This window comes from Psychrobacillus sp. MER TA 171, from assembly GCF_023713305.1.
Lineage (GTDB): Bacteria > Bacillota > Bacilli > Bacillales_A > Planococcaceae > Psychrobacillus.
Map to the genome: position 1 here is coordinate 319,485 of NZ_JAMAWN010000001.1, position 24,562 is coordinate 344,046.

The window sequence follows — 24,562 nt, forward strand, 5'->3', positions numbered from 1 at the left end:
ATGAAAACAGTATATTTAATAGACGGAGCAAGGACAGCATTTACGAGCTTTGGAGGATCCTTTGCCCAAGTTAAAGCAGATGACTTAGGTGCAGCAACAGCAAGAGAAGCAATGGAACGATCTGGAGTCGGGCCGGATCAAATCGATCATGTCATATATGGAAACGTCATTCATTCTAGCACGAACGCAGCTTTCCTTTCACGTCATATCGGATTGAAGGCAGGTATACCAGTAGAGGTTCCAGCGATGAATGTTAATCGCTTATGTGGCTCAGGCTGTCAATCAATTGTATCGGGTGCTCAAATGATTTTGTTAGGCGAAGCGAATATTGTTCTCGCAGGTGGAGCTGAAAATATGTCGATGTCTCCCTATGCAAATTTTACTGCTAGATTTGGTGGTAGTAAGATGGGGACAATGAAGTATGAGGATATGGTGCTTAGCACGTTAACGGATGAGTATATAGGAAGTGGCATGGGGATGACTGCTGAGAAGCTAGCAGAGCAATATAGCTCACCTCGAGAAGAGCAGGACGAGTTTGCCTTACTTAGCCAAAAACGAGCAGCTCATGCACAGGAATCGGGCAGATTTGCAGAGGAAATAGTAACTGTAGAGGTTCCTTCTAGGAAGGGAACTATAATGGTGGATCAGGATGAGCATATTAAGGGTGAAGTTAATCAGGAAAAATTGGCATCCCTTAAGCCTTCCTTTATGCAAAATGGAACCGTGACGGCGGGTAATGCTAGTGGTATTAATGATGGAGCGGCGTCAGTTATTATAGCAAGCGGTGAGGCCGTGGAGAAGCATGAGCTTAAGCCTTTAGCTAAGATTATCTCGTGGGGGATAGCGGGCGTTGATCCATCCATTATGGGGATTGGTCCCGTACCCGCAATTAAACAAGCACTTGCTCGTGCAGAAATGACGTTAGAGGAAATAGATTTAATAGAAGTAAATGAAGCCTTTGCCTCTCAGTATTTAGCGGTAGAAAAGGAGTTAGGATTAGATAGAGACAAAACAAATGTCAATGGAGGAGCAATTGCACTAGGTCATCCAGTTGGGGCAAGTGGTACTCGTGTCTTCCTTTCTTTAGCATATGAGCTTAAGAGAAGAGGGTTAAAATATGGAGTCGCAAGTCTTTGTATTGGTGGTGGCCAGGGAATTGCCGTCATTATAGAGAATGTAAATTAATTTAGTATAGGACTTTTACTTTTTTTAAAGTAGAAGTCTTTTTTAGAGCTATTTAATTGGATTATTAGTGGTAGACGTTTTACATATGTTTTATTGATGGATAGTGTTCGTCTATTATTTAAGTAGTTATTTATACTCGGGAGTAATCAATTTTACTTTTAAACCATAATTTACATGTTTCTCTAGATAACTAATGGAATAGGAAGTATAATGTTATTATTAGATAATATTCTGATAATTGAAGCTAGATATGTGTCAAAAAGAATAATGAGGGAATAAGGATTACAAAGAACATCTAAGAGTTTTTAGGAGGTTATCATGATGAAAATTGGTGTATTAGGTGCAGGTACCATGGGAAATGGCATTGCACAAGTAATGGCTTCAGCGGGACATGAGGTCACGCTTTGTGATATTGATAACGAAATACTAAGAACAGCGGCATCTACAATCGATGCTAATTTATGGAGGCTTTATAAAAAGGAAAATAAAGAGTTTAGTGAGATTGGGCGGGTACTAAGCAGAATTACGTTCACTACTGATAAAACCAAACTAGCAGGACTTGATATAGTAATAGAGGCTATATTAGAAAATCGGGATATTAAGAAAAGAGTCTTTGCTGAACTGGATGCAATTTGTGACCCAAAAACCATTTTAGCTTCCAATACCTCTGGTTTAAGTATTACGGAAATAGGATCCGCAACTGGGAGACCTGACCGTGTCATTGGGATGCATTTCTTTAATCCTGTGCCAGTCATGAAATTAGTAGAAATCATAAAAGGCTCTGAAACTAGTGATGAAACATATGATACCGTAAAAAAACTAGTAGAAGACAGCGGTAAAGAAAGCATTACTATATTAGATGCTCCGTTATTCGTCGTAAATCGTATATTAGTTCCAATGATTAATGAAGCGATTTTTGTTCTAGGAGAAGGTATAGCTTCTGCCGAAGATATAGATAAAGGAATGGTGCTAGGAACAAACCAACCAATTGGACCACTAGCTCTAGCTGATCTTATCGGGTTAGACACACTTTTATCAGTAGCAGAGACATTATTTGAAGAAACTGGAGACACCAAATATCGAGTTGCACCTCTATTAAGAAAATACGTGAGAGCCGGCAAGCTAGGCAGAAAAACAGGCAGAGGCTTCTATACGTATTAAAATACAAAACCACATCCACCATGGATTGTGGTTTTTTTATGTCCAGGTATGTTACAGGTGCCAGGCACCTGTAACATACCTGGCACCTGTGAGATACGAGACACCTGTAACATATTAAGCTTATCGAACTTAGCATTGAACAAATAAAAATGGTATTTATAATGATGTTTTTAATATTTTCTGTAATGTTTTTGTAATGGAATCGATAGTTGGAAGAAAATTTTGAGGAAAGTTATTATGAGTTCAAGTATCTTCGAACTAAGATATTTGGCAGATGCAATATTACAAAAGATGGGTCAAAATAATCGGTTTATATTAAGAATGATAAATTATTGATATTTTAGTTTGGATAATAAATTATCTAGAGTAAAAATATATTATTAAATTTAAAATATTAAATTAACGGGACAAAAGTCTATGAGCGTTTAGTTCTAAGGTTATTTTTTGATTTTTTTGGATGCTTTGACTACTTAGTTTGAGAATGTTATTTATTATATTAGGCAATGGACTTAAACTCCTTTTAATCTCTAAAAAAAATATAAGGTAATAGGTTTAGAGATTACCAAATAGGGGGATATGGCTATAGTAAATGGTTTTTTTAGTAAAATAAATAGTTAGAAGTATATTAAAAGTAAAAAATATCCATTAACAAATATTTTCTGTAAAATATTTGTAATGTATTTGGTAAAAGAAGTAAAGTGTTGGAAGTATCTGTGAAGGAACGGCAAGTTCATCTTGTAGTTAGCTCTCACAGTTATTTTATAAATTCATCAAAATACTAAACAAAAGGGAGATGTATGAAATGTCAGGAATTATTCGCGTAACACCAGCTGAGTTGGATGCAATGGCATCACGTTACAGTCATGAGTCAAGTGAGGTTGCTTCTCAAATCGGTCGTTTGGACGGTATGATCGGTGAATTGCAATCTATGTGGGAAGGTGCTTCTAGTGCAGCCTTTGCTGAACAATATGAAAGACTTAAGCCACATTTCAATGATATGCGTGAGCTATTAAGTGAAGTTAGCGTACAGTTAAGCCGCACTGGTCAAGCTCTACAAGATGCAGATCAACAAATTGCAAGCCAAATCAGAGGGTAACTTGGAGTATTGTTCAGGATGTAATATATAGAGCGTCATTCCATATTGGAAGGCGCTTTTCCTTCATTTTCAACTATTTTAAGCAAGCTTACACTCTTTAGGAGAGGTGTTACATTTTGTATATAGAAATTACAGTTGACCTTTCAAAGTATAACGGGAAAGTTATTGACCTCCGACTATCTGATTACTACACGATGAAAAAGATGATTGATATTGCGTGGCAGGCCGCTTCCATTTCCAACCCAAAGCGTGAGGGTCATTGGATACGCGTGGTAAACAAGGATAAATTATTCCCTGGGCATTTAACAATGTCTGAATGCGGCATTACGACCGGCGACCGAATTGAAATCATTTGAAGGAGAAATGGACATGGCCCCTAAACAGAAAGATATGAGCAAAACAAAAACCAAACTTAAAGATAGACCATATACATATTTGAAAAATCGTACGGGTGCGGAAATTAATGAGGAAGCCAATAAAACCACCTTTGTATTTCAAAAGGAAAGAGTTGCTTTTAAGCGTACCGAGGAAATAATCTTCCTAAAAGAAGTTAACCCAAAGATCTCTAAGGAGATTGTTATTACTGACGACGAATTAATCGTTCAAGCCGAGATTCCAAAAGACCATATGCGTTTTAGAGACATTCATCGAGAAGAAGAAAAATCTAAGTGGATGCTAGGTTATCAGCTAGTAGAAAAGGTTTACTCTCACCCTTATCCCCGACTAAACCTAATAGTATGCCCGGAAAATATAATCTTTAGCAAGGCTTTGGATCCAATGTTTCTTTACTATGGTGTATTAGGAAGTTTACCTCCGTATGAAACAGATGAAAATAGGCTCTGGCTTGAAACAAAAGCAGTGGTAGCAGCAGCCATAGACAATTCATTCACCTTTGAAGAGTACTTAAAGTACTCCGAAATATTAGAGCTCAAGGAAGTTGGAGCTACCATCATGGGTATGAAGGATAGCCAAGCTCTATTGGACTATATTACAGAAAAAATGGAACAGCTTGAAATCGTAGAAATGGGCAATATCAAGCTACCAAGAAAGAAATGGAAGTGGACTAAATACTTAGCAATCGGACTTGGCATTCTAATTCTTCCTGCAATCATTTTTACTATCATTTATTTTGTACATGAAAAGCCAAAGAACGAAGCCTATACACTTAGCCATGAATACTTTCTAGGACAAAATTATAGTCAGGTAGTGACCTTATTAGAACCTTATTCGGTAAAAGGGATGCCCTACATTGTTCTTTATGAGTTAGCGTACGCATCGGTTACTAATGAAAGATTAGACGAAGAACAAAAGAAAAATGTGTTATCTAATATAACCCTTCAAACAGATGCAGAGTACTTGAAATATTGGATTCACCTAGGTCGAGGTGAGGCAGAAGATGCTGTTGACATTGCAAGAGCGATGGAGGACGGAGAGCTAATTACCTTTGGGTTACTAAAAAGACGCGAGGAAGTTAAAGCAGACAAAGACCTTACTGGTGAAGAAATGCAAATTCTTCTGAATGAAATTGACCAAGAGGTAGAGGAATTTGAAAAGCTAATGCTTGAAGCTGAGGAAGCTGAAAAAGAGGCTGAGGAAGAAGCACAGAAAATAGAAGCAGAAAAAAAAGCAAAAACTGAAACAGCGAAACCGGAGGCCGCACCACCAGTATCAGAAACCGCACCAGCAGAAACACCAGCACCTGCGACTCCGGAAACACCAGCTGCAACCGAAGCACCACCAGCTGCACCAGAAACGCCAGCAGCTGAAGAAAACGCAGCTAATTGATGTTAGAAACTACTCACTTATTATTTGGCTATTTTAATAAACTATCAGGGTACGAAAGAGGGTGTTCAGGTTGTTACAGCTATGGGTATTTTATGGAGAAGATTATCAACGATTAGAGATAAAACAAAGAGAGTTTACAACACTAACCATTGGCCCTGCTATAGAGCATGATGTGACCGTCCAAAGTTTCCCTTTTCTTTTTGGAGAAATAAGGATTGAAGATAAGGAAAATCAATTAGTCCTTCACGACGGGGCACAAGAATTGGGAGTGTTGACAGAAGAAAGTGGTCTTGCAATTGAGCAGAGAGATAAGATCTTAAAAGTGTTCGTATCTTCTTTACCGGTTCAGACAAAAACTTATTTTATTGATTATACAAACGAAGTGTCATTCGACAGTCATGAGGAACAAGCAACCTTTCATCGTACGAATATTATGTTCCCTGAAGTGGAGACTGGTCATTTCTCTTTCAATAAAATCAATGATGGCTGGATTATCAAAAAGGATTTTGCATGTCCTTTATATCTAAACGGAAAACGTTGCGGTACTAACCAAATTATTCAGCTCGGCGATGTACTACAATGGGCATTTATGGAGATTAAACTGGTTCAAAGAGATTTAATCGAAATAGTGACAAGTAAGGAATATATAAGCACGCTACCTGAAATAGAATTACCTAAAACGGAAAGATATGCTATGTACCCTGAATATAGAAGAACACCTCGGATGATTTATGACTTACCAGAGGATAAAGTATCTATCTCCTTTCCGGCTCAGGAAAGTGATGCAGCAGGTCGAGGATTATTGATGACGATTGCACTACCGCTTGTCATGCTAATTGCGATTGGAACGATTACCATTTTTGTTCCACGAGGGGTATTTGTCATCATATCGATCACGATGTTCATGGCTGTCCTTGTTACATCTACGATTAATTTCTTCAAGGAACGAAAAAAGAGAAAAGAAAACGAAGCGAAGCGAAGAAGAGTTTATGCGGCCTATATGGCAAATTTACGAGAAGAGCTGGATGGCTTATCGGAAAAGCAAAAGTTTGTGCTCGAGTATCATTATCCATCCTTTGAAAAAATGAAGATAATGACAGAGGAGTTATCGGGACGAATTTGGGAGAAAAGTTTAGAAAGCCATGACTTTCTGCAATTTAGATTAGGCATTGGGGATGTCCCATCAAGCTATGAAATAAAGCTTAGCTCTGGGGATTTAGCAAACAGAGAAGTGGATGACCTACTTGAAGAGGCGCAAAGAATGGAAAAAGTATATCAAACCATCCAATCTGCACCAATAACAACCGATTTACATCAAGGTATTTTAGGATTGATCGGTAAGGAAAATGTGGTCAAACGGGAGCTTCAACAAATAATTGGACAGCTAGCCTTTGCTCATAGCTATCATGATATTCGTGTGATTAATATTTTTAATCACAAAGAATACAAGGATTATGAATGGATGAAGTGGCTCCCTCACTCCACACTTCCAAACATGCATGCGAAAGGCTTAATCCACAATGAGGAAACTCGTGATCAGTTGTTGTCCTCACTTTACGAAATAATTCGGGAAAGAGATGTGGATGAGATGAAAGGGAAAGTAAGATTTGCCCCTCATCTAGTATTTATCATTTCGGATACATCTTTAATAGCAGAACATGTCATCATGGAATACTTAGAGAAAAAGAATACAAAAGAATTAGGTTTCTCGGTAATTTTTGCTGAATCGGCTGAGGAACGGATGACCGAGAATGTTCATACACTCGTTCGATATGTAAATGATCGTGAAGGAGATATTTTAATAGAGGAAGGTAAGGCTGTAAACAGACCCTTCTATTTGGATGACTACGACGCTACAACTAATGAGCGATTCTCTCGTATGCTGCGAACATTGAATCACCAAATAGGTATGAAAAATTCGATTCCCAATTCAGTTAGCTTTTTAGAAATGTTTGAGGTAAAGGACGTAGAAGACGTTCCTGTTCAACAATATTGGAAGACAAATGAATCAGCTAAATCTCTTGCAGTTCCGATAGGGCTCAAAGGGAAAAAAGAGCTTGTTCACTTAAATCTACATGAAAAAGCACATGGCCCTCATGGATTGCTGGCTGGTACAACTGGATCAGGGAAAAGTGAATTTCTTCAAACATATATTTTATCACTTGCGGTTCATTTTCATCCGCATGAGGTTGCGTTTTTACTTATCGATTATAAAGGAGGGGGAATGGCACAGCCGTTCAAGAAAATCCCTCATCTGTTAGGAACAATAACGAATATTGAAGGTAGTAAAAACTTTAGTATGCGTGCCTTAACATCTATCAATAGTGAGCTTAAACGTAGACAGCGCTTATTTGATCGGTATGAGGTTGCTCATATCGATGACTATACAACGCTGTATAAAAACGGTCTTTCTCTTGAACCACTTCCACATCTTTTTCTTATCTCTGATGAGTTCGCAGAGCTAAAGAGTGAGGAGCCAGAATTTATACGGGAGCTAGTAAGTACTGCTCGTATTGGACGTAGTTTAGGAGTACATCTAATCCTTGCTACTCAAAAACCTGGCGGAATCATCGATGAACAAATTTGGAGTAATGCTCGCTTCCGAGTAGCGCTGAAGGTTCAGGATGCAAACGATAGTAAGGAAATCCTAAAAAATAGTGATGCAGCTTCCATTACCGTGACAGGTAGAGGATATTTGCAGGTAGGAAATAATGAGGTCTACGAGCTGTTCCAATCTGCTTGGAGTGGTGCGCCATACATGGAAGAAACGTTAGAAGGAGAAGAGGACATTGCAATTGTCACTGATTTAGGGCTAATTCCACTAACGGGCATTGAAACGAAGGTAAGTAAGAAAAAGAGTAAAATGACAGAAATTGAGGCAGTGACTGCTAAAATTGCTCAAACTCAAGAAGAAATGGCTATCCAAAAGCTCCAAAGTCCATGGCTGCCACCTTTGGCTTTAAGGATTACTCAGTCCAAGCATATAGAAGAAATTGAGGATGCCTTCCTACTTGGAATGATAGATGAACCAGAAAAACAGGCGCAAAATCCAATTTATTACGAATGGAAGAAGGACGGGAATGTAGGAATCTTTGGTTCCTCAGGTTATGGGAAATCTTATACATTATTAAGACTCTTACTAGGTATAGCAGACAATCTAAGCCCTGCCGAGGCTCACCTTTACATTTTAGATTATGGAAATGGATCTCTTCTTCCTATGAGGCAGCTGCCACATACAGCTGATTACTTTACGATGGATGAGGAGTTAAAACGAGATAAGCTTATAAAGCTAATAAAGGATGAGATATCCAACAGAAAGATAGCTTTCCAATTGGCAGAAGTGAGTAATATCCATATGTACAATAAAGTATCAGAATCTCCATTACCTCTTATTTACATAGTAGTGGATAACTATGATATTGTACGTGAGGAAATGGAAGAACTAGAGGCACAGCTCATCCAGTTTGGTCGAGATGGACAATCTTTAGGTATTCATCTGCTTGTATCTGCAACAAGAGTACAGTCCATTAGACAATCACTCATGAACAATTTAAAAACTAAAATAGTCCATTATTTAATGGATAGCACAGAGTCGTATGGTGTCATTGGAAGAGTTCCATTTGACTTAGAGCCTTTCCCAGGAAGAGCGATTATTAAAAAAGAAGAAGCGAAGTTTGCACAATTATTCCTCCCAGCACATGGAGTAGACGATTTCGAAATTTTAGAATCTATTAAGTCAAAAGTGCAAGCATTGAAGAGTGCTTATGCAGATATACCTGCACCAAAGCCAATTCCAATGCTGCCGCTTGAGTTAAACAGCGATAACTTCCAAAACTATTTAGAGGATGACGTAATGCCTGGAATAGTACACCTTGGTTTAGATGAAGAAACAGTTAGAACGATTCCAATTAACTTTAATAAAAATCGTCATCTAATGCTGATTGGTCCGGTTCAAAGAGGTAAAACGAATACGATTAAGTGGTTATTACATCAATTATTAGAAATGGAGAATGGCTTTATTGCTATCTTTGATTCATTTGATCGAGGTCTTGCAGCATTCTCAGACGAACCAAAAGTAGACTACTTAGAAACGAAAGATCGATTGGTAGATTGGATTACCAACGTGGAGCAACATTATGTAGAAGTGGAAAGTAGCTATCTAGAAAGCTTGCAAAACGGACAATCACCAACAATCGTCCCTGCCTATTTCATCATTGATGGCTATACGAGATTTTTACAGCTCGCAGATGTAGGCATTCAGGATCGTCTCTCTAAGCTAATGAAAAAATATACTCATCTAGGCTTTAATGTGATTATATCGGCTAACAACTCAGAAATTACAAAAGGCTTCGATGCATTTACGAATGAATTGAAGCTCGTAAGACAAGGATTAGTATTTATGAAAAAATCAGAGCAAACGCTTTATACAGTACCTTATGAAAGAAAAGAGGCAGAACTGCCGTTAGGCTATGCGCATTACGTATTCAACGGAAACGCCACAAAGGTGTTAATTCCGTTATGTAAGATGGAGAGGAAGATCACCCAATGAAAAATTTAAAGGGAACGGGATTATGGAAAATAGTTGCTGGGATTGTTCTAATATTAGCTCTCCCTATTTTGTTCTTCCAGCTGATGGGGGTCAGCATATTAGATTTAGATAATCCAAATAAAAGAGTTATTGCCATTGTTAATGAGGATCAGGGGATCACAAAAGGTCAGGAAAGTATTGACATGGGGGTAGAGGTAGTGACGATTCTAGCTACCGATTCACCATATGAATGGAAGGTAGTCGGCCGAGGGGCAGCTGAAAATGGGTTGAAGTCTAATCAGTATGAGGCCATCGTTTATATCCCTTCTAACTTTTCTTCTAATGTAATGTCTTATGATCAGCAAAATCCAGAAAGAGCAGAATTCTCTTATAAGGTGCATTCACAAAAAGCTGGGCTACGAAAAGAGAGAGTGCTGCATGAGATCGAGTCAGCTACCAATCGTGTAAATGAAAAGGTGTCTACTCTTTATTGGACATACGTAGCACAGGAAATGGATCATATTAAAAAGGAATTTGCGAATATATTAGGTAAGGAAACTGAGTTTCTATCGACGATGTCAGCTTACTATAAGCCGGAATCTGAAACACTTGCTGAAGAAATGAAACGACAAAAGGAACAGATGGCTGGATTACTTTCAACAATGAGTTCAGCTAATAATTCTCACGCTGCAAGGATTGAAAATGCGGAAACTTTCGGAAACCAAATGACTGGATTTATCAGCTACGTCCAGCAATATAAAACGTTCCAGGATAGTCAAAAAGAAATTTTAAGACAAGTCCAAGATGACAGTCTTGCAAAGATAAAGGTTGCTGCCGCTTCTCAAGCAGAGCATTTCAATAAAACCGTTCAGCAGCTAGAAGATAGCAACGAAAAGTTAAATGATGAAATTTACAAAGTGAACAACATTATAGATGCCAACCAGGAGAAGTTCAATGCATTGTCTGAGCTCCGAAAAAGTGAGGTAGATCGCCAGCTTAATGACTTACTTGTCGTTCAAAAAACTGCAATTGATCGTTATAACTACTCGGTGCTTGCAAGCTTAGAAAAAGGAATTGAGGCAAGAAAGAACGGTACTGCTGTACTAGGGATAATGGATGTTGGAACAGATCCACAGCAACTAGTTCCAATCGGTACAGAAATGGAACAAAAGGCTGCAGCAAAAACAGGGACACTTCTTCCTACTTTAGAGGAGGAGCGTACAAAGGTTAATGAAATCCTTACAGCTCTACAGTCTTTAAAAACAAAAATAGCAGAAACAGATCCAGAGTCTACATTGTTAACTGATTTGGATCAGCTACAAGGTGAATTGACAAATGTCACCGCGCTTATTTCTCAAAAAGAAAACATGTGGAGCAGTTCCAATCAAGAAGGAACAAATGATTATGCCACTGCTGCAAAGGAATATACAAGTCTTTTAACAGATTATCAGGCCGTATACAGGGAATATCAATCCGTGCAGCAAATTATAGACACCTACCCGGCTGATACGGTAAGGATAGGGTTAGAGATTAGTCAAAAAGAAGAAGCATTATTGACTCATGCTAATCTAACAGCCGAACAGAAAACTAGATTACAAGAACTATTTAGTAAAAGAGTTACCAATACAGAGCTAAGCTCTTTATTGTCCTATTATGCAACTTTAGAGCAGTTTGAATATACGTTGAATGAAGGAGGGGAAAGCACCAACAAGGATGCCCTGCTAGAAGACGAAATTTTAACAGCTTTACTTAAAAATGTGGTAGACGTTAATGAAATAGAATTAGAAGGCTGGACTGCAGTAGAAGAAAGTATACCGGAAACACAATTAGGAATGACAGATTTAAGCACAACCTTTGCTGCTATTATGTCCGGTCAAAGAGAAACAGTGGAAGGGCAGCATTTATCGTTACTAAATGATTTAGATACGATTGATAAGCAGGCGAATTTATTGCTGCAGCAAATTCAAAACCCAGCTACTATGTTAGGTGCAGAACCTCAGCAAACAGTAGGTGAGGGAGAAGTTGCATCCAGTCAACAAAATGTAAGTAATCAGCTAGTTTCTCTTAGTCAAATGATGAATACGTTATCGGACCGTCAGAATAACTTGGTAAATTACGCAAATGAATTACACGCAAAAGCAGATAACATTAAAACTACATCTGATGAGTTTAGTAACAAATGGGAGACAAACGTGGATGCTATGTCTGATTTTGATGGGGACATACAAAGCTTCCTAGCAAACACTTATGTAGATGGACAGGAAAATGGTTATGCATTTAACCATTTTGTGAATCCACTAGGAGTAAAAGGAGCAGCTGCTGTCTCAGAGGAGGGCCAAAAGGTTCCACCAGTTATCTTATTTATCGTCCTACTGATTAGTAGTCTACTAATAGGTTACTTTACGTATCAATTAAAGGATGGGGCAGTTGGACTTCGTATAGCAATGACCATCATCTTATCTCTTTTAGTTGGGATTATTATTAGCCTATACAGTATTAATATGTACATCTTAAACGACGATCGTGCCATTCAATGGACGATATTTACGGTGCTATTACTATTAGCAAGTGCATCCATTGTTCGAGCAGCATTAGAGTTTGGTCAGGCAGCCGGCTGGCTAGCTGGAATAGTACTTATGTGTATTTACATTATTCCACTGCTGATTTTAGCGGTGCCAGATGTGAACGTACCTGATATTTTATCAAACGTGTATCTTTCAATAAAATATGAGGCGGAAACAAACTTTATAATGGGAGTAATCATTACAGGTGTTATAGCAATCATAATGCTAGTAGTATCCTATTTTGTAAGCAAGAACAATGGCCAAAACGCTACGACAGTAGATGAAGCGTATGAAGGCTAAAAAGGTCATTTTAGTGGTCCTCTGTACAGCGCTACTCTGTTTTCCTAAAAGTGGAGTAGTGCTAGCAGATGAAAATAAAACAATCGATGAATTAGAGCCTTTGTTATATGAAAAGCTAGAATTTAAGAAAAATACCGATTATCTACATGATGTGAAGAAAACAGAAATGAAAAACACGATTCCTATTAAGCAGTTTGATATTTATTTTGACGGTAGGAAGAAGCTGCCTAATCGTACTGACTCATCCTTCCTTTTTCAGAGTGATGGAAGAGGTGAAAATAGTACGGTGGCAGCACGCTCCTTAGAATTAAAGCTTTTCACTTCTGGGGAGTTGGAGACGAAAACGCAAGGGAACCTCTCACAGCAACAGCAAGAAGGAAGTTCAAATGGCAACCTGCTTACACTTGTTTTCCTATTGATTATAGCCTGTGGGATTATTATTCTCTTTTTAGTATTTTTGCCAAAGCTCGCACAAACGTCAAACGGTACTCCAAAAAAGAAGAAGGGTATAAGGGAGGGTGAATTAATTTGATTATGTATTGGTATATGAAGCTAGCAGAAGTTAAAGCGAAGATAGCTAGGTTAAATGCGTGTCAAGCTTCTCTCACAGGGAAGCAGGGAGAATTCCAGTCCAATGAAACTAAATGTAAGGAACCGGAGCTTACTCCTACTACTTGGCATGGGACGCTTGCGACAGCCTTTGATGATATTCGTGAATCGGGAATACGTCAACCGTATTTAGAGATTATAGGAACTCAATTTAGTGCTGTATTTGATGCAATTGCCGCAAAAATTGCTGAACTTCAAGCAGAGATAGTTAGTATCCAAGCGACTATTGATCGGCTTTTAGCTGAGGAAGCGGCTAACAATATGAAATAATAGCGGGGGTGTATGTATATGTCAGAGGAAATAAAAATTGTTTATGCGGATGTAGAGAACCAATTAGAGCAAATGACAGCCTCAAATGAAGCGTTAAATCCTACAAAAGAGGCGCCAATTGAAGGAAATGTGCTAGATGTGGCTACTAAGTTAAATGAGCTCTCCGTAAATCTAGAAACTTTGTTAATTAAATATCAACAGTTATTAGGAGAAAATATCCTTACAACTACTAGTTCGGTTGAGTTTATGAAAGAGACCGATGAGACAATTTCTACTGGTATAAATGGGTCAGGTGGACATAAGATGCTAGCGAATTAACATTGACAATAGGAGAGGCTCTTCTATAAGCAGAAGAGTGTCTCTTTTTTAGAAAAAGAGCGGTTAGAAATTTTAAATATGCTAAGTCTATTTTTCATTTCTTTTGATACATTTACATATTTTAGTTAATTTCATTATTACGGTACCTCCAGAAAAAATATGAGATTTAGTATCTTAATATACGTTTGAAATTCGAGAAACCTTTAAAATAATCAGACGAAAGAGTGATCATCCATGGGAATTGAATTATGTTCTTTGCTATTTGACAATGTGCTTTCCTTTCAAGTAAAAGATAAAAAAGAAAATTGGCAAGAAGGAATATTCGAGTTGGAAAACTTTACGCTAAATAATGAAGTGTACAAAAATGGGCCTATCTTTTTTTCCTATAAAGAGGACGATAACGATGCAGAAACTGGTTTATTTAATTACTATTTACCAATAAGTACAGCAGTCGTATTAAATGAAGATGCTCATTTTTCATTTATCGAGCACTTAGAGGTTGAAAAGGCCCTGCTATTAAGACAAGCAGAGCAGGAAGTAGATTTCACGGCAGCCTATGACAAAGTAAAATCCTATGCAATAGAAAATGACATAGAGCTAGAAGATAACTATTATTGTGTCCTGTTAGATGTTTACGGTGAATTTATTATTGATTTATATGTACCTGTAATAGGGCAGGGGGCTGAAAAATGATAGTAGCGAACCATCAAATTGCCTATCGGAATGTAGCTTCTAAGCTTTATAATTTTCTCCCTGAAGAAATTGACTTAGCTATTGCCGATTTTATCCAAATTTTAGAGAAGTATAATTACACGCCTACAGGAACTATGTTCTTCTCAATCATTAGTGACCCTACCGCAGAGGTAATGACTGCACAAATCTTCCTGCCTATTGAAGAAAAATACTTCTCTGTGCCTGAGGAAGAGGCGGTCTTGTTTAGCAGCTATTTTCTTGTAGACAATCTGCTAATGACTAGAATTATGCATGACTTCGACATAAAATCACAGGAAAAATACTGGGAGCTATTTGGCTATGCAGAGCAGAAGCAGCTAACACAAAAAACACCCATTTTTGTCCAAATGAAACAAATGCATAACTCCGAAAAAAGCTTCGTAGAAATGAGTCTAGGTGTACTATAATCATTATTTTTTTAGTTGGTATGTTACAGGTGCCAGGCACCTGTAACATACCAACTAAAATCTAAGCGTAATGACTATCGATGTTTTGGATAGAAAATATAACACTGATTAGTGGAGGTATCCTTATGAAAGTCCTTGATGTTCGTCCTTTTCAAGACGGTATACAGCGAAACACAGATATGCTCACACGGGTAGAACAGGAAATGCAGCAAATTCAAAAGACAATCAGCGGTCTCGTCGCAATGGAGGATCATTTAAAGGGTCAGGGTGGAAATACCATTCGTGCATTTTACAACGATTGTCACATCCCTTTCCTTCAGTTTTTTACGATATTTCAAACAGGATTTAAGGAAAGGCTTTCTCAGATGAAGCTAGCTTTAGAGGGGTTAGAGCCAGATCCAAATGGTTATATTAAGCAAACATTTTTAGAGGGAGAAGTGGAAGAGGGACTAACCGCCATTTCTAAAATTACAGAATCACTTACAGACGAGTCTAATTCTATTATGGATCAGGTATCTGATATTGTTGCGCTCCCACATTTAAACGATAGTGAAGTACAGCAAGGCGTTAATGATTCTCGAAAAAAGAGAGATCTAACGGTTTCGGATTTATGTGAATTTGATATGACTCAAACGAATAATCTCCTTTTTGTTGAAAAGGATTTATTAAGTATGGAACAATGGTTATTAGACATTGAGGGCATGATGAATGATGGACTATCAGACATAGATTTCCAGGCGGATGTATGGAAGGACTATACGGCGGAACACCCCCTTAAAACCGAACTAGATACCCAAGACCCATCCTTAGAACATGTAGAGGATAAGGATCAGTCCAGTGACCCAAATGACGTGGCTAATACCAAAAGTGATGTGGATAAGATTAAAGAGGAAGTAGGGCTCCTAAAACGTATTAATACTGCTACTACTGGTCTAGTATCAAGTTATGGTATGTATCAAGCCGGTAAAAAAGGAGTGTTAAGAACTTCACGTGTATATGACTCGAAAACAGGAAAGTATACACATAAGATTCAGGCAAACGGTGAAGCATTGAAGCATTTAAAAGTAGTTCCTGATGCTGAAGCACTTAGAGACTTTAACAAAGGTCTTCCTAAGGGAGATAAAAAATGGAGTAAAAAACATCACGAAAAAGCAATAAATAATACTACGGATTTAAAGTATGCCACACAAAAACCAAATTCTAGTGGGTGGTCAACTACCGGGGATGAGGTATTAAAAAAACATCCTAATCTTGCATATTGGAATGACAAGGCTACTAGCGTTGAAAAAGCTAAAACTGTTGGTACCGCTACAGCAAAAGGAATAGGAAAGTCTTTTAAGGATATTGTAGACATTAAAGGAATGGCTCAACCTGGACTTAAAGGCGTAACCAAAGCATTAGGACCAATAGGAGCAGCAGCCAATTATTTTAGTAATTATAATACAGCTAAAAGTGAAGGGCTTAGTGGTGGGAAAGCAGCCGCCAGAGCAACAGTTGACACAGCTGTAGAGACTGCGGTTGGTGGAGCAGTCCAGACTGCATTTACCGTAGGTTTCACAGTTGCGATTCCTATTCCAGGTGTTGGAACTGCTATTGGTGTAGGTTTAGGGATACTTGCTAATATAGCATTGACTAGTAAGAAAGAGGGCGGAAAATCTGCTATGGATCATATTAAAGGATGGTTCCGCTAAAGAAAGTGTGGGTTTAAGATGAGATTAGTAGAAGAAGATTTTTCAGTATTGAGGGGACCGTTGGAATCGGGCAGACAGAGTCCAAGCAATATTAGTTTTGTTTTAATAATAAGTATATTTTTACAATCACTACTGTATGGAGTCCTCTCATATTTGACAAAGGGAGAGACTTTATTCCCTAATCATGAGAAAATTTTAAGTGTTCATTTATGGTTGACTATAATTCTAAGTGTATTTTCTATTATTTACTCCATACCTGCAGTATATAGAAAAAGTAGTAGAATCCAATATTTACTGAGTATCCTTGTTACGCATAATATGTCTACATTCCCTTTTTTACTATTGTCCCTGTTTTTATTAGGGTCTACATACGGGGGGGCAATAACTAGTACAAAATCTTTGTTAATGGTTACGTATGTTATTTTATCCCTAGGTTTATTTATTCTAATCTCCACATTTATACGTTTTTATATTTTGCTTAAAAAAGGCCAATATCGTAAGGGCTCTAAAAAGGATGAACAAAGAAGTAAATTAGAATCTATGTCATTTCTTCCAGGTGCTATTGCAGGTGGAGTTGGAGTAGTATTTGTTATACAGTATCTTGCTAAAAATTCAGCTTTCGATGATTCTAATTTTGCTATTCTCATTGTAGGGGGCATCCTCACCTTTTTTGTGATGATGTTCATTTTACCAGAACAACTAGTCATCTTATATTGTAAGTATAGATATAAGAGTTTTAATTTTAATGAGCGAGGCTATTTGTATTCCAGTGAGGATCAAAAGGTTAAAAGAAAACGAGGGATAGAAGCTTAATAAATGAATGGAGTTGACTCATTAAACTAATGGGTAGATTAAGGGAGGAAGATTTTGCAGTTTTAAGAGGACCGTTAGAATCTGGCAGACAGAGTCCAGGAAGTCTTGGATTTGCATTAATACTAGGTATTTTTATACAAGCATTAATGTTTGCTTTACTCTATTTTATGGTGAAGGACGTTACCACATTTCCAAATAAGGAAGAGATAATGAATTTTTATTTTTGGCTTACTGCCGTCTTAATTGGATTATGTGTGCTTTATTCCCTTCCCTATGTTTATAACAGAAGCGGAAGAATACAATATCTAATTTCAATTATTGTTACACAAAATATGTCATCCATTCCTTTTTTACTTGTATCCTTGTTTTTAATAGGGATGGAAAATGGGGGCATAAACACGAATAAAGACTCTTTATTGCAAATCACCTATATTATTTTGACTATAGGAATTTTAATATTTATAGTTACGTTTATCCGTTTTTATATTTTGCTAAAGAAAGGTCATTATCGAAAAGGCTCTAAAAAAGATGAACAAAGAAGTAAATTAGAATCTATGTCCTTTCTTCCAGGCGCAATAGTAGGTGGAATTGGACTAGTATTTGTAATTCAGTACATCTCCAAAAACTCCAATTACGATGACAGTAACACTATTGCTATCATTATTGGGGGAATCCTTGCATTTTTCGTAATGATGTTCATATTACCCGAGCAGCTAGTCATCTTATATTGTAAGTATAAATATAAGAGCTTTAATTTTAATGAACGAGGCTATTTGTATTCTAGTGAGGATCAAAAGGTTAAAAGAAAACGAGGGATAGAGGCTTAAAAATGAATGGGGAGTTTAGAAAGACTAATGGGTAGATTAAGGGAGGAAGATTTTGAAGTATTAAGGGGACCGTTAGAATCTGGTAGACAAAGTCCAGGAAGTTTAGGGGCAATATTATTTATAACAGTTTTTCTACAAGCCTTAGTATTTTTATTAGAATATTTCATGGTTGGTCCAAATACAGTGTTTCCTTATAAAGAGAAAATTATAGAGATTCATTTATATTTTACAGTTGCTTTAATTATACTGTCGCTTGTTTTTGCTATACCAATAGTTTATAGAAAGTTTGATAGAATTCAGTATTTAGTCTCTATATTAGTTTCGCAAAATTTATTATCCTTCTCTTTGTTTATCTGTGCCCTATTTTTAATTGGAGAGGATACAGGGGGAGAAGTGGTAAGTGCAGAAAAATTGCTCAAGGTTACATATCTTATCCTTAGCTGTGGTTTCTTGGTCTTCTTCGCTACATGTATAAGATTTTATATTTTATTGAAAAAAGGACATTATAGAAAGGGAAGCAAGAAGGATCAGATTAGAGGTCAACTAGAAAAAAATACTACTCTTCTAATTTTTCCTGCTGTTGTCTTTGGTTTAATTATAGTGCTCATTATGCAATATGTTGTAAGAGTAATGCCTGAGTTTAATATAGACTCTGTTTTAATCATTACGATTGGTATCGGTCTCTTTTTTGTCATGCTGTTTGTCCTACCTGAGCAGTTAGTCATCTTATATTGTAAGTATAAATACAAAAGCTTCAATTTTAATGAGCGAGGCTACTTGTATTCTGTAGGAGATCAAATGCTTAAGAGAAAACGAGGGAAGAAGCTTAGCAAAGAGATTAGGAGTTGACTAGTAAATGAGGGGCCAATTAAGGGAGGAAGATTTTGAAGTATTAAGGGAACCGTTAGAATCTGGTCGCCAAAGTAGAGAAAGTATTAGTGTTGTATTAATACTAGGTATTTTTTTACAAGCGTTAATGTTTGCCTTAAATTATTATTTAGCAGCACCTTACTCTCTTTTTCCGTTTAAAGAGGAGATAATTAACATACATTTTTGGTTAACTGTTACTATAATCGGATTAAGTATTGTATACTCTATCCCGTTTGTTTATAAAAGAAGTGAAAGGATACAGTACGCACTTTCCATTTTGGTTTCCCATAATGTCGGTTCCATTTCATTTTTGATTATTTCCTTATTTACAATAGGTTTAGAGGATGAGGGCATGACAAACAATGCGGATAACTTAATGCAAATTGCCTACGTTATTTTAGCTGTAGCACTCTTATTATTTATTATTATAATGGTCCGTTATTATATCTCGCTTAAAAAAGGGCACTATCGAAAAGGCTCCGAAAAGGAAGAGCAAAGAAACGAACTAGCAAACATGTCGTTTGTTCCTAAAGTAGTATTAATAGGGGGAGCTGTATTTATACTTATAACGAAGTGGATTTCTCATAACTCTAATTACTATGACAGCAGTACTCCGGGTATCCTTGTTTTGGGAATGCTTGTATTTTACGCAATGATAGCAGTCTTACCTGAACAGCTAATCATTTTATATTGTAAGTGTAAGTATAAGAGTTTTAACTTTAGTGAGCGAGGTTACCTTTACTCCATAGGCGAACAAAAAACTGAGCGAAGAAGAAAACCAAGGATAGAGGCATAACACTATGTTACAGGTGCCTGGCACTTGTAATATACCATAAAAAAGCATATAAAAAACGCATCCGTTTTTAAATAGGGGTGCGTTTTGCTTTTAAGGGAAATGTATTTTATTTTGAGGGTTGATTTTAAAAACTCATAATTATTAGGACAGAGGAACGGTGCTTCATTATCGTTGTTTTTTGACTTGAATTCTTGCTACTTGGTTTAAATTGATAGTGTATTTATTTTCAGTTTCCACGAACATTCCACCATTTATGTATTCGCGCTCTGCTGTTCTAATGTCTGTGTTTGTTTCAAATAATAGTTGATGGCCATCGTGAAAGGACAATAAAAATTTATATTTTTTTATTTCATCGACGTTTTTCAAACAATCACCTCCTTTTGAAAATTGTATCATTTATATGTATTAATTACAATATAATTGGAAATTATACAGTATTATTTAATTGCTTTTTTAAGGGAAATATAAAAAATAGGTTTTAATGAGCACATAGTATATAATTAATGGACAAACATAATGTGTTTAAGATGAAATTTAAAGGAGTATGAATTGATTGAGTAAAAAGTCTATAAAAAATGAGTTACCAGAAAACTATGAGGATCTTAAAAAAGCAGCTAACCGTACTGGAAGCTGGAGAACTCGTTTAAGTGCTGTTGAAGAGTTGGGAAATTATAATACAAGCCAAGTGATTGATATACTAAAAGTAAGATTAGACCATGACCCAGTTTTTCAAATTCAAGAAGAAGCATATCGCTCATTGCTTGAGTTAGGGGAAGATGTGGTATTACCAAAGCGTAAAAAATTCGAATTGGTAAAAGGAGCAAATAAAGTATTTGTTCGTGTGAAAAAGAGCTTACCAAAAGATCATACGATTGACGACTACTTAACTAAGCTAAAAAGAATGCGTATCGATGTATATGATGCGTATGAAGGTGAAAAAGGCTTAGAATGGCTAGAAGAAGAATGGAAAAAATTATAAGGAATTCTGGAAAAGGTCAATTTGCATTGACCTTTTTTTGTATATTTATGGATGAAATATTACAGGTGCCAGGCACTTGAAATAATGTAAAATAAACTATATAAATATAAAAAAGATTTTGTTAGGAGGATTAGTATGAATAAGCTTTTATGGGATACGCCAGATCGACTGCGTGAATTATTGTGTGAGCTTGTGAGCTGGAATAGTATTACGTTAACGGATGGAGAGAGGGAGTTTGCTCCTAAGTTAATAGAAAAGATTCGAGAGCTTGAGTATTTTCAAACTCATCCGAGTCAGCTCCAGCTTCACGATGCAGGCTTGGGAAGACAGGTAGTGACGGCTTTATATAAGCATCCTTCTGCAACAGAAACAGTTGTTCTTATTAGTCATTTCGATACTGTGCAGACAGAAGAATATGGTACTTTGGAGCCTTTAGCTTATTTTCCGGAGGAGTTAACTAGAAAGTTAATGGAGAATCCTAGTGAGCTACCGGAGGATGCTCAGGAAGATTTGGCGACCGGGAAGTATTTGTTTGGTCGTGGAACGATGGATATGAAGATGGGATTAGCCTTACATATGCAGTTGATTGAAAAAGCTACTGTGGAAGAATGGCCAATTAATTTAATTCTCACAAGTGTGCCTGATGAAGAGGTAAACTCTGCTGGTATGCGTGCGGCTGTTACTCAGCTAGTTCGAATTCGTGAAGAGTTTAATTTATCATATAAGCTGTTTTTAAATAGTGAACCTTCGTTTTCACAGGTGCCAAAGGATATTGACGAGTATATCTATTCTGGTACGATCGGTAAAATTATGCCCGCTGCGCTGTTTTACGGAAAGGAAACTCATGTAGGAGAGCCGATGAAAGGGATGACGGCTAACTATATTGCTTCTTTCTTAACACAGCGAATGGAATATAATCCTATATTTACAGAGCATGACCTTGGAGAAAGTACTCCGTTGCCAGTTTCTTTACAGCAAAAGGATTTGAAAATGTCTTATTCAACGCAGACACCGTACCGAGCAGTTGCTTTGTACAACGTGTTTTTATTAAGAAGAACTGCTTCTGACATTATGGAACTGTTTGAACAGGTTGCGAATGAGGCAATGGACGCTTTGAATAAAACCTATCAACAAATTTGTGATAGAGAGCAGGTACAAGGAATTGGACAGGTCAGAGTTTTGAAATATGACGAGCTGCTTGCGTATGCGAATAAAAAATTAGGCATAGAGGAAGTTCAAAGACTTAAGCAAGAAGTACTTGCGGAAGAGGAATGGGACGATCGTGAAAAATCACTTCGAATAGTAGATAATCTCATGATTCAATGCCAGGAGCTTTCACCAGCTACCGTGTTGCTCTTTGCTCCACCATATTATCCAGCGGTTAACACATCCAAGGATCCACTGATTATAGAAGCGGTTGAGTTAATGAAGCAATCTGCACAATCCTTTAATAATACAGTAAAACAAATACATTATTTTAATGGGATATGCGATTTGAGCTATGTAAATTATGAAGACGATGGAAACGGCTGGACAGCATTTGAAAGCAATACACCAGTATGGGGAGATACCTATGATATCCCATTTGATGATATGGCTAAATTAAAGGGACCTGTACTGAACGTAGGACCATTCGGCAAGGATGCTCATCAAAAAACAGAAAGACTACATGTAGACAGTGCTTTTGTTGAAATGCCAGTAATGCTAGAAACCCTTATTAAAAGCTTATACAAATAAAAAATAGACGCCCCCTGTAACGTGGGCGTCTATTTTTGTGTCTTCTTGAAATATATTACAGGTGCCAGGCACTTGTAATAATATAATGTAAGTAATCGTTAGAGTTTAAATTTGTTTATGAGGTTGTGAAGTTGTTGTGCTACTTCGGATGTTTCAGCGGAATGCTGTGAAATCTCGTCTATAGAGGCAGAGGTTTCTTCTGTTACGGCTGAAATGGTTGTAGTCACTTGTTCAATTTCTCTTATAGATTCAGTTAGATTTTCGATAAGATCTACTACTTGCTTAGAGTTAGCAGCTTCCTCGGTTGTCATTTTAGATATCCTTGAGATTTCCTCTACTGTCTTACCGACAGCTGTAGAGATATTCTGCAAGGATTGAGAAGTTTGCTGAACGGTTGCATTTCCAGTTTCGATTAGTTTGGTGCTGGTGTCCGTAGAGGTTACTACGTGTGAGATGTTTTCCGTTATCTCTTTTACGATTTCTTCTACTTGTTTAACCTCTAAGTTAGACTGTTCTGCTAGCTTGCGAACTTCTTCTGCTACAACTGCAAATCCTTTTCCATGCTCACCAGCACGAGCTGCTTCTATAGAGGCATTAAGTGCTAGTAGATTTGTTTGAGCTGCTATGCCGGCGATGGACTCAGTAATTTGCTGTATTTTATTAGTTGCTTCATCGAGCTTCACAATCATTGCGCTAGTTTCAATGGAGGCATTTCTTATTTTGTTCATGTCTCGACTAGTTTCTTCGGCTTTCTTGAGGCCTTCTTGAGCAATCTGCATAGTGGTCATCGATTGTACTGAGCACTGGTCCGCAGTTTCCTTTGAATGCTGTAGACCGGTCGCTAAATTATTTAAGATAACGGTTGAGCTTTCAGCAGATGCAGTGCCTGTTGATATAGATGCTACATTTTCACTCATATTATTGGCGATCTGATGCGCTGCTTCCTTCATCTCAATCAAAGAGGCTGTAGTTTCTTCTGCATTTTTCATTAATTGGGAGGAAGTGTTTTGAATCGTTCCAATCATCGTACGTAAGTTACCAGCAAGTGTATCAAGCGTCCTACTTAAGTTTCCAACCTCATCCTTGCTTGAAAAATTTGTGTCTTTAACAGATAAGTTTCCTTTAGCGATCTCTTCTGCATGAGCAATCAAAACAGATAAAGGCTTTGTTTTTCTTCTAATTAAAAGAAGAGTAACTATAGATGCTAACAATAAAGGAATAATACTTAATAGTAATCCTTTACTAACTACATCCCATGTTCTTTCAGAGACGATGTCCGCATTAAAATCTATTACACTAATAGCAACAATTTTTTTCGAGGGGTCATGATCCTCGAAAATTGGAGCATAGCCAGACAAACGATTCATCCCGGCGTACTCATAGCTTTCTGAGTAGGTAGGGTGTCCCATCTTGACAAGCATATCAATCGATTCTTGATCTATGTAAAATTGATCTCCTGCATTAAAACCAGTTTCTTTTAAGTTATCATCAGTAGCTAATAGGTTTCCTTCTAAGTCAATTATATATTGAGTCTCAAAAATATCTTTATGAGCAGTAGTCCAGTTTAGCTGCTCACCTACGCTTTTAACGGCAGCAGTGTCTCCAGCAAGTATTTTATTAATATATTCAGGTGTAATTAAACCAGTAGTAATATTAGCACAACCATATGCTTCAATCCCAGCTGCTTTGTAAAGTTCGCCATAGGCAGTTTTATAAGTAGCTACAGAAGTAATCGTAAGCATAACAATCATTACCCCGACGATAATTGTCCCGAGATGTAGAGTAAGTGTATTTTTCCATTTCAGTTTCACAATAGTAATCTCCTATTCTTTTTTGGCAAATAATAGTTAACCCTCTATTTATAACACATATATCCTATGGATAGATAGAGTAA

General features: G+C 37.1%; 21 protein-coding genes. 19 read left to right on the plus strand and 2 right to left on the minus strand.

Annotated features, from left to right (window positions below; all coding sequences use genetic code 11):
• The 17 genes from M3627_RS01425 to M3627_RS01505 all read left to right on the plus strand — a co-directional run bounded on the left by M3627_RS01425 (position 1) and on the right by M3627_RS01505 (position 19,952).
• Positions 1-1,185, plus strand: a complete 1,185-nt coding sequence (locus M3627_RS01425; RefSeq protein WP_251552693.1) for an acetyl-CoA C-acetyltransferase — start codon at positions 1-3, stop codon at positions 1,183-1,185.
• 321 nt (positions 1,186-1,506) lie between these two features.
• Positions 1,507-2,346 carry a 3-hydroxybutyryl-CoA dehydrogenase gene (locus tag M3627_RS01430; protein ID WP_446740210.1) on the plus strand — a complete coding sequence of 280 codons (840 nt, stop codon included), beginning with the start codon at positions 1,507-1,509 and terminating at the stop codon, positions 2,344-2,346.
• 802 nt (positions 2,347-3,148) lie between these two features.
• The gene (locus M3627_RS01435) at positions 3,149-3,442 is read left to right on the plus strand and encodes a WXG100 family type VII secretion target (protein ID WP_169358737.1); all 294 of its coding nucleotides are present in this window, start codon (positions 3,149-3,151) and stop codon (positions 3,440-3,442) included.
• A 116-nt stretch (positions 3,443-3,558) separates the two neighbouring features.
• Positions 3,559-3,798: an ESX secretion system protein YukD gene (gene yukD / locus M3627_RS01440; protein WP_169358738.1), complete on the plus strand. Its 240-nt coding sequence runs from the start codon at positions 3,559-3,561 to the stop codon at positions 3,796-3,798.
• Positions 3,799-3,811: 13 nt separating this feature from the next.
• Complete coding sequence (gene essB, locus M3627_RS01445) at positions 3,812-5,227, plus strand: type VII secretion protein EssB (protein ID WP_251552695.1); 1,416 nt, start codon at positions 3,812-3,814, stop codon at positions 5,225-5,227.
• Between the two features lie 70 nt (positions 5,228-5,297).
• Positions 5,298-9,776, plus strand: coding sequence for a type VII secretion protein EssC (gene essC, locus M3627_RS01450; protein WP_251552696.1), 4,479 nt, complete (start codon positions 5,298-5,300; stop codon positions 9,774-9,776).
• On the plus strand, positions 9,773-12,619 hold the full coding sequence (gene esaA, locus M3627_RS01455) for a type VII secretion protein EsaA (RefSeq protein WP_251552698.1): 2,847 nt from the start codon (positions 9,773-9,775) through the stop codon (positions 12,617-12,619). Before essC ends, esaA begins: the two co-directional genes overlap by 4 nt.
• Positions 12,600-13,151 carry a type VII secretion EssA family protein gene (locus M3627_RS01460; RefSeq protein WP_251552699.1) on the plus strand — a complete coding sequence of 184 codons (552 nt, stop codon included), beginning with the start codon at positions 12,600-12,602 and terminating at the stop codon, positions 13,149-13,151. Before esaA ends, M3627_RS01460 begins: the two co-directional genes overlap by 20 nt.
• Before the next feature lie 2 nt (positions 13,152-13,153).
• On the plus strand, positions 13,154-13,498 hold the full coding sequence (locus M3627_RS01465; protein WP_251552818.1) for a YwqH-like family protein: 345 nt from the start codon (positions 13,154-13,156) through the stop codon (positions 13,496-13,498).
• Between the two features lie 18 nt (positions 13,499-13,516).
• Complete coding sequence (locus M3627_RS01470) at positions 13,517-13,816, plus strand: YwqI/YxiC family protein (RefSeq protein ID WP_169358744.1); 300 nt, start codon at positions 13,517-13,519, stop codon at positions 13,814-13,816.
• Positions 13,817-14,050: 234 nt separating this feature from the next.
• On the plus strand, positions 14,051-14,509 hold the full coding sequence (locus M3627_RS01475) for a DUF5085 family protein (RefSeq protein ID WP_251552701.1): 459 nt from the start codon (positions 14,051-14,053) through the stop codon (positions 14,507-14,509).
• Positions 14,506-14,955 carry a DUF5085 family protein gene (locus M3627_RS01480; RefSeq protein WP_169358745.1) on the plus strand — a complete coding sequence of 150 codons (450 nt, stop codon included), beginning with the start codon at positions 14,506-14,508 and terminating at the stop codon, positions 14,953-14,955. Before M3627_RS01475 ends, M3627_RS01480 begins: the two co-directional genes overlap by 4 nt.
• A gap of 125 nt (positions 14,956-15,080) precedes the next feature.
• Positions 15,081-16,646 carry a ribonuclease YeeF family protein gene (locus M3627_RS01485; protein WP_169358746.1) on the plus strand — a complete coding sequence of 522 codons (1,566 nt, stop codon included), beginning with the start codon at positions 15,081-15,083 and terminating at the stop codon, positions 16,644-16,646.
• A gap of 153 nt (positions 16,647-16,799) precedes the next feature.
• Positions 16,800-17,459 (plus strand): hypothetical protein, encoded by a 660-nt coding sequence (locus M3627_RS01490; RefSeq protein ID WP_240949612.1) that lies wholly within the window; start codon positions 16,800-16,802, stop codon positions 17,457-17,459.
• A gap of 29 nt (positions 17,460-17,488) precedes the next feature.
• Positions 17,489-18,286 (plus strand): hypothetical protein, encoded by a 798-nt coding sequence (locus M3627_RS01495; protein ID WP_251552704.1) that lies wholly within the window; start codon positions 17,489-17,491, stop codon positions 18,284-18,286.
• Positions 18,287-18,313: 27 nt separating this feature from the next.
• Entirely contained in the window at positions 18,314-19,135 is an 822-nt protein-coding gene (locus M3627_RS01500; protein WP_169358749.1) for an ABC transporter ATPase, read from the plus strand.
• A gap of 7 nt (positions 19,136-19,142) precedes the next feature.
• Positions 19,143-19,952: an ABC transporter ATPase gene (locus tag M3627_RS01505; protein WP_251552705.1), complete on the plus strand. Its 810-nt coding sequence runs from the start codon at positions 19,143-19,145 to the stop codon at positions 19,950-19,952.
• Between the two features lie 165 nt (positions 19,953-20,117).
• Here the strand turns inward: M3627_RS01505 and M3627_RS01510 are convergent, their stop codons facing one another.
• Positions 20,118-20,318 carry a hypothetical protein gene (locus M3627_RS01510; RefSeq protein WP_169358751.1) on the minus strand — a complete coding sequence of 67 codons (201 nt, stop codon included), beginning with the start codon at positions 20,316-20,318 and terminating at the stop codon, positions 20,118-20,120.
• Between the two features lie 187 nt (positions 20,319-20,505).
• Here M3627_RS01510 and M3627_RS01515 point away from each other — a divergent pair, with 187 nt between their 5' ends.
• Both M3627_RS01515 and M3627_RS01520 read left to right on the plus strand, forming a co-directional pair.
• Entirely contained in the window at positions 20,506-20,931 is a 426-nt protein-coding gene (locus tag M3627_RS01515; RefSeq protein ID WP_169358752.1) for a HEAT repeat domain-containing protein, read from the plus strand.
• A gap of 135 nt (positions 20,932-21,066) precedes the next feature.
• Complete coding sequence (locus M3627_RS01520) at positions 21,067-22,668, plus strand: M20/M25/M40 family metallo-hydrolase (protein WP_251552707.1); 1,602 nt, start codon at positions 21,067-21,069, stop codon at positions 22,666-22,668.
• Positions 22,669-22,766: 98 nt separating this feature from the next.
• Here the strand turns inward: M3627_RS01520 and M3627_RS01525 are convergent, their stop codons facing one another.
• Entirely contained in the window at positions 22,767-24,479 is a 1,713-nt protein-coding gene (locus tag M3627_RS01525) for a methyl-accepting chemotaxis protein (RefSeq protein ID WP_251552708.1), read from the minus strand.
• Between the last annotated feature and the right edge of the window lie 83 nt (positions 24,480-24,562).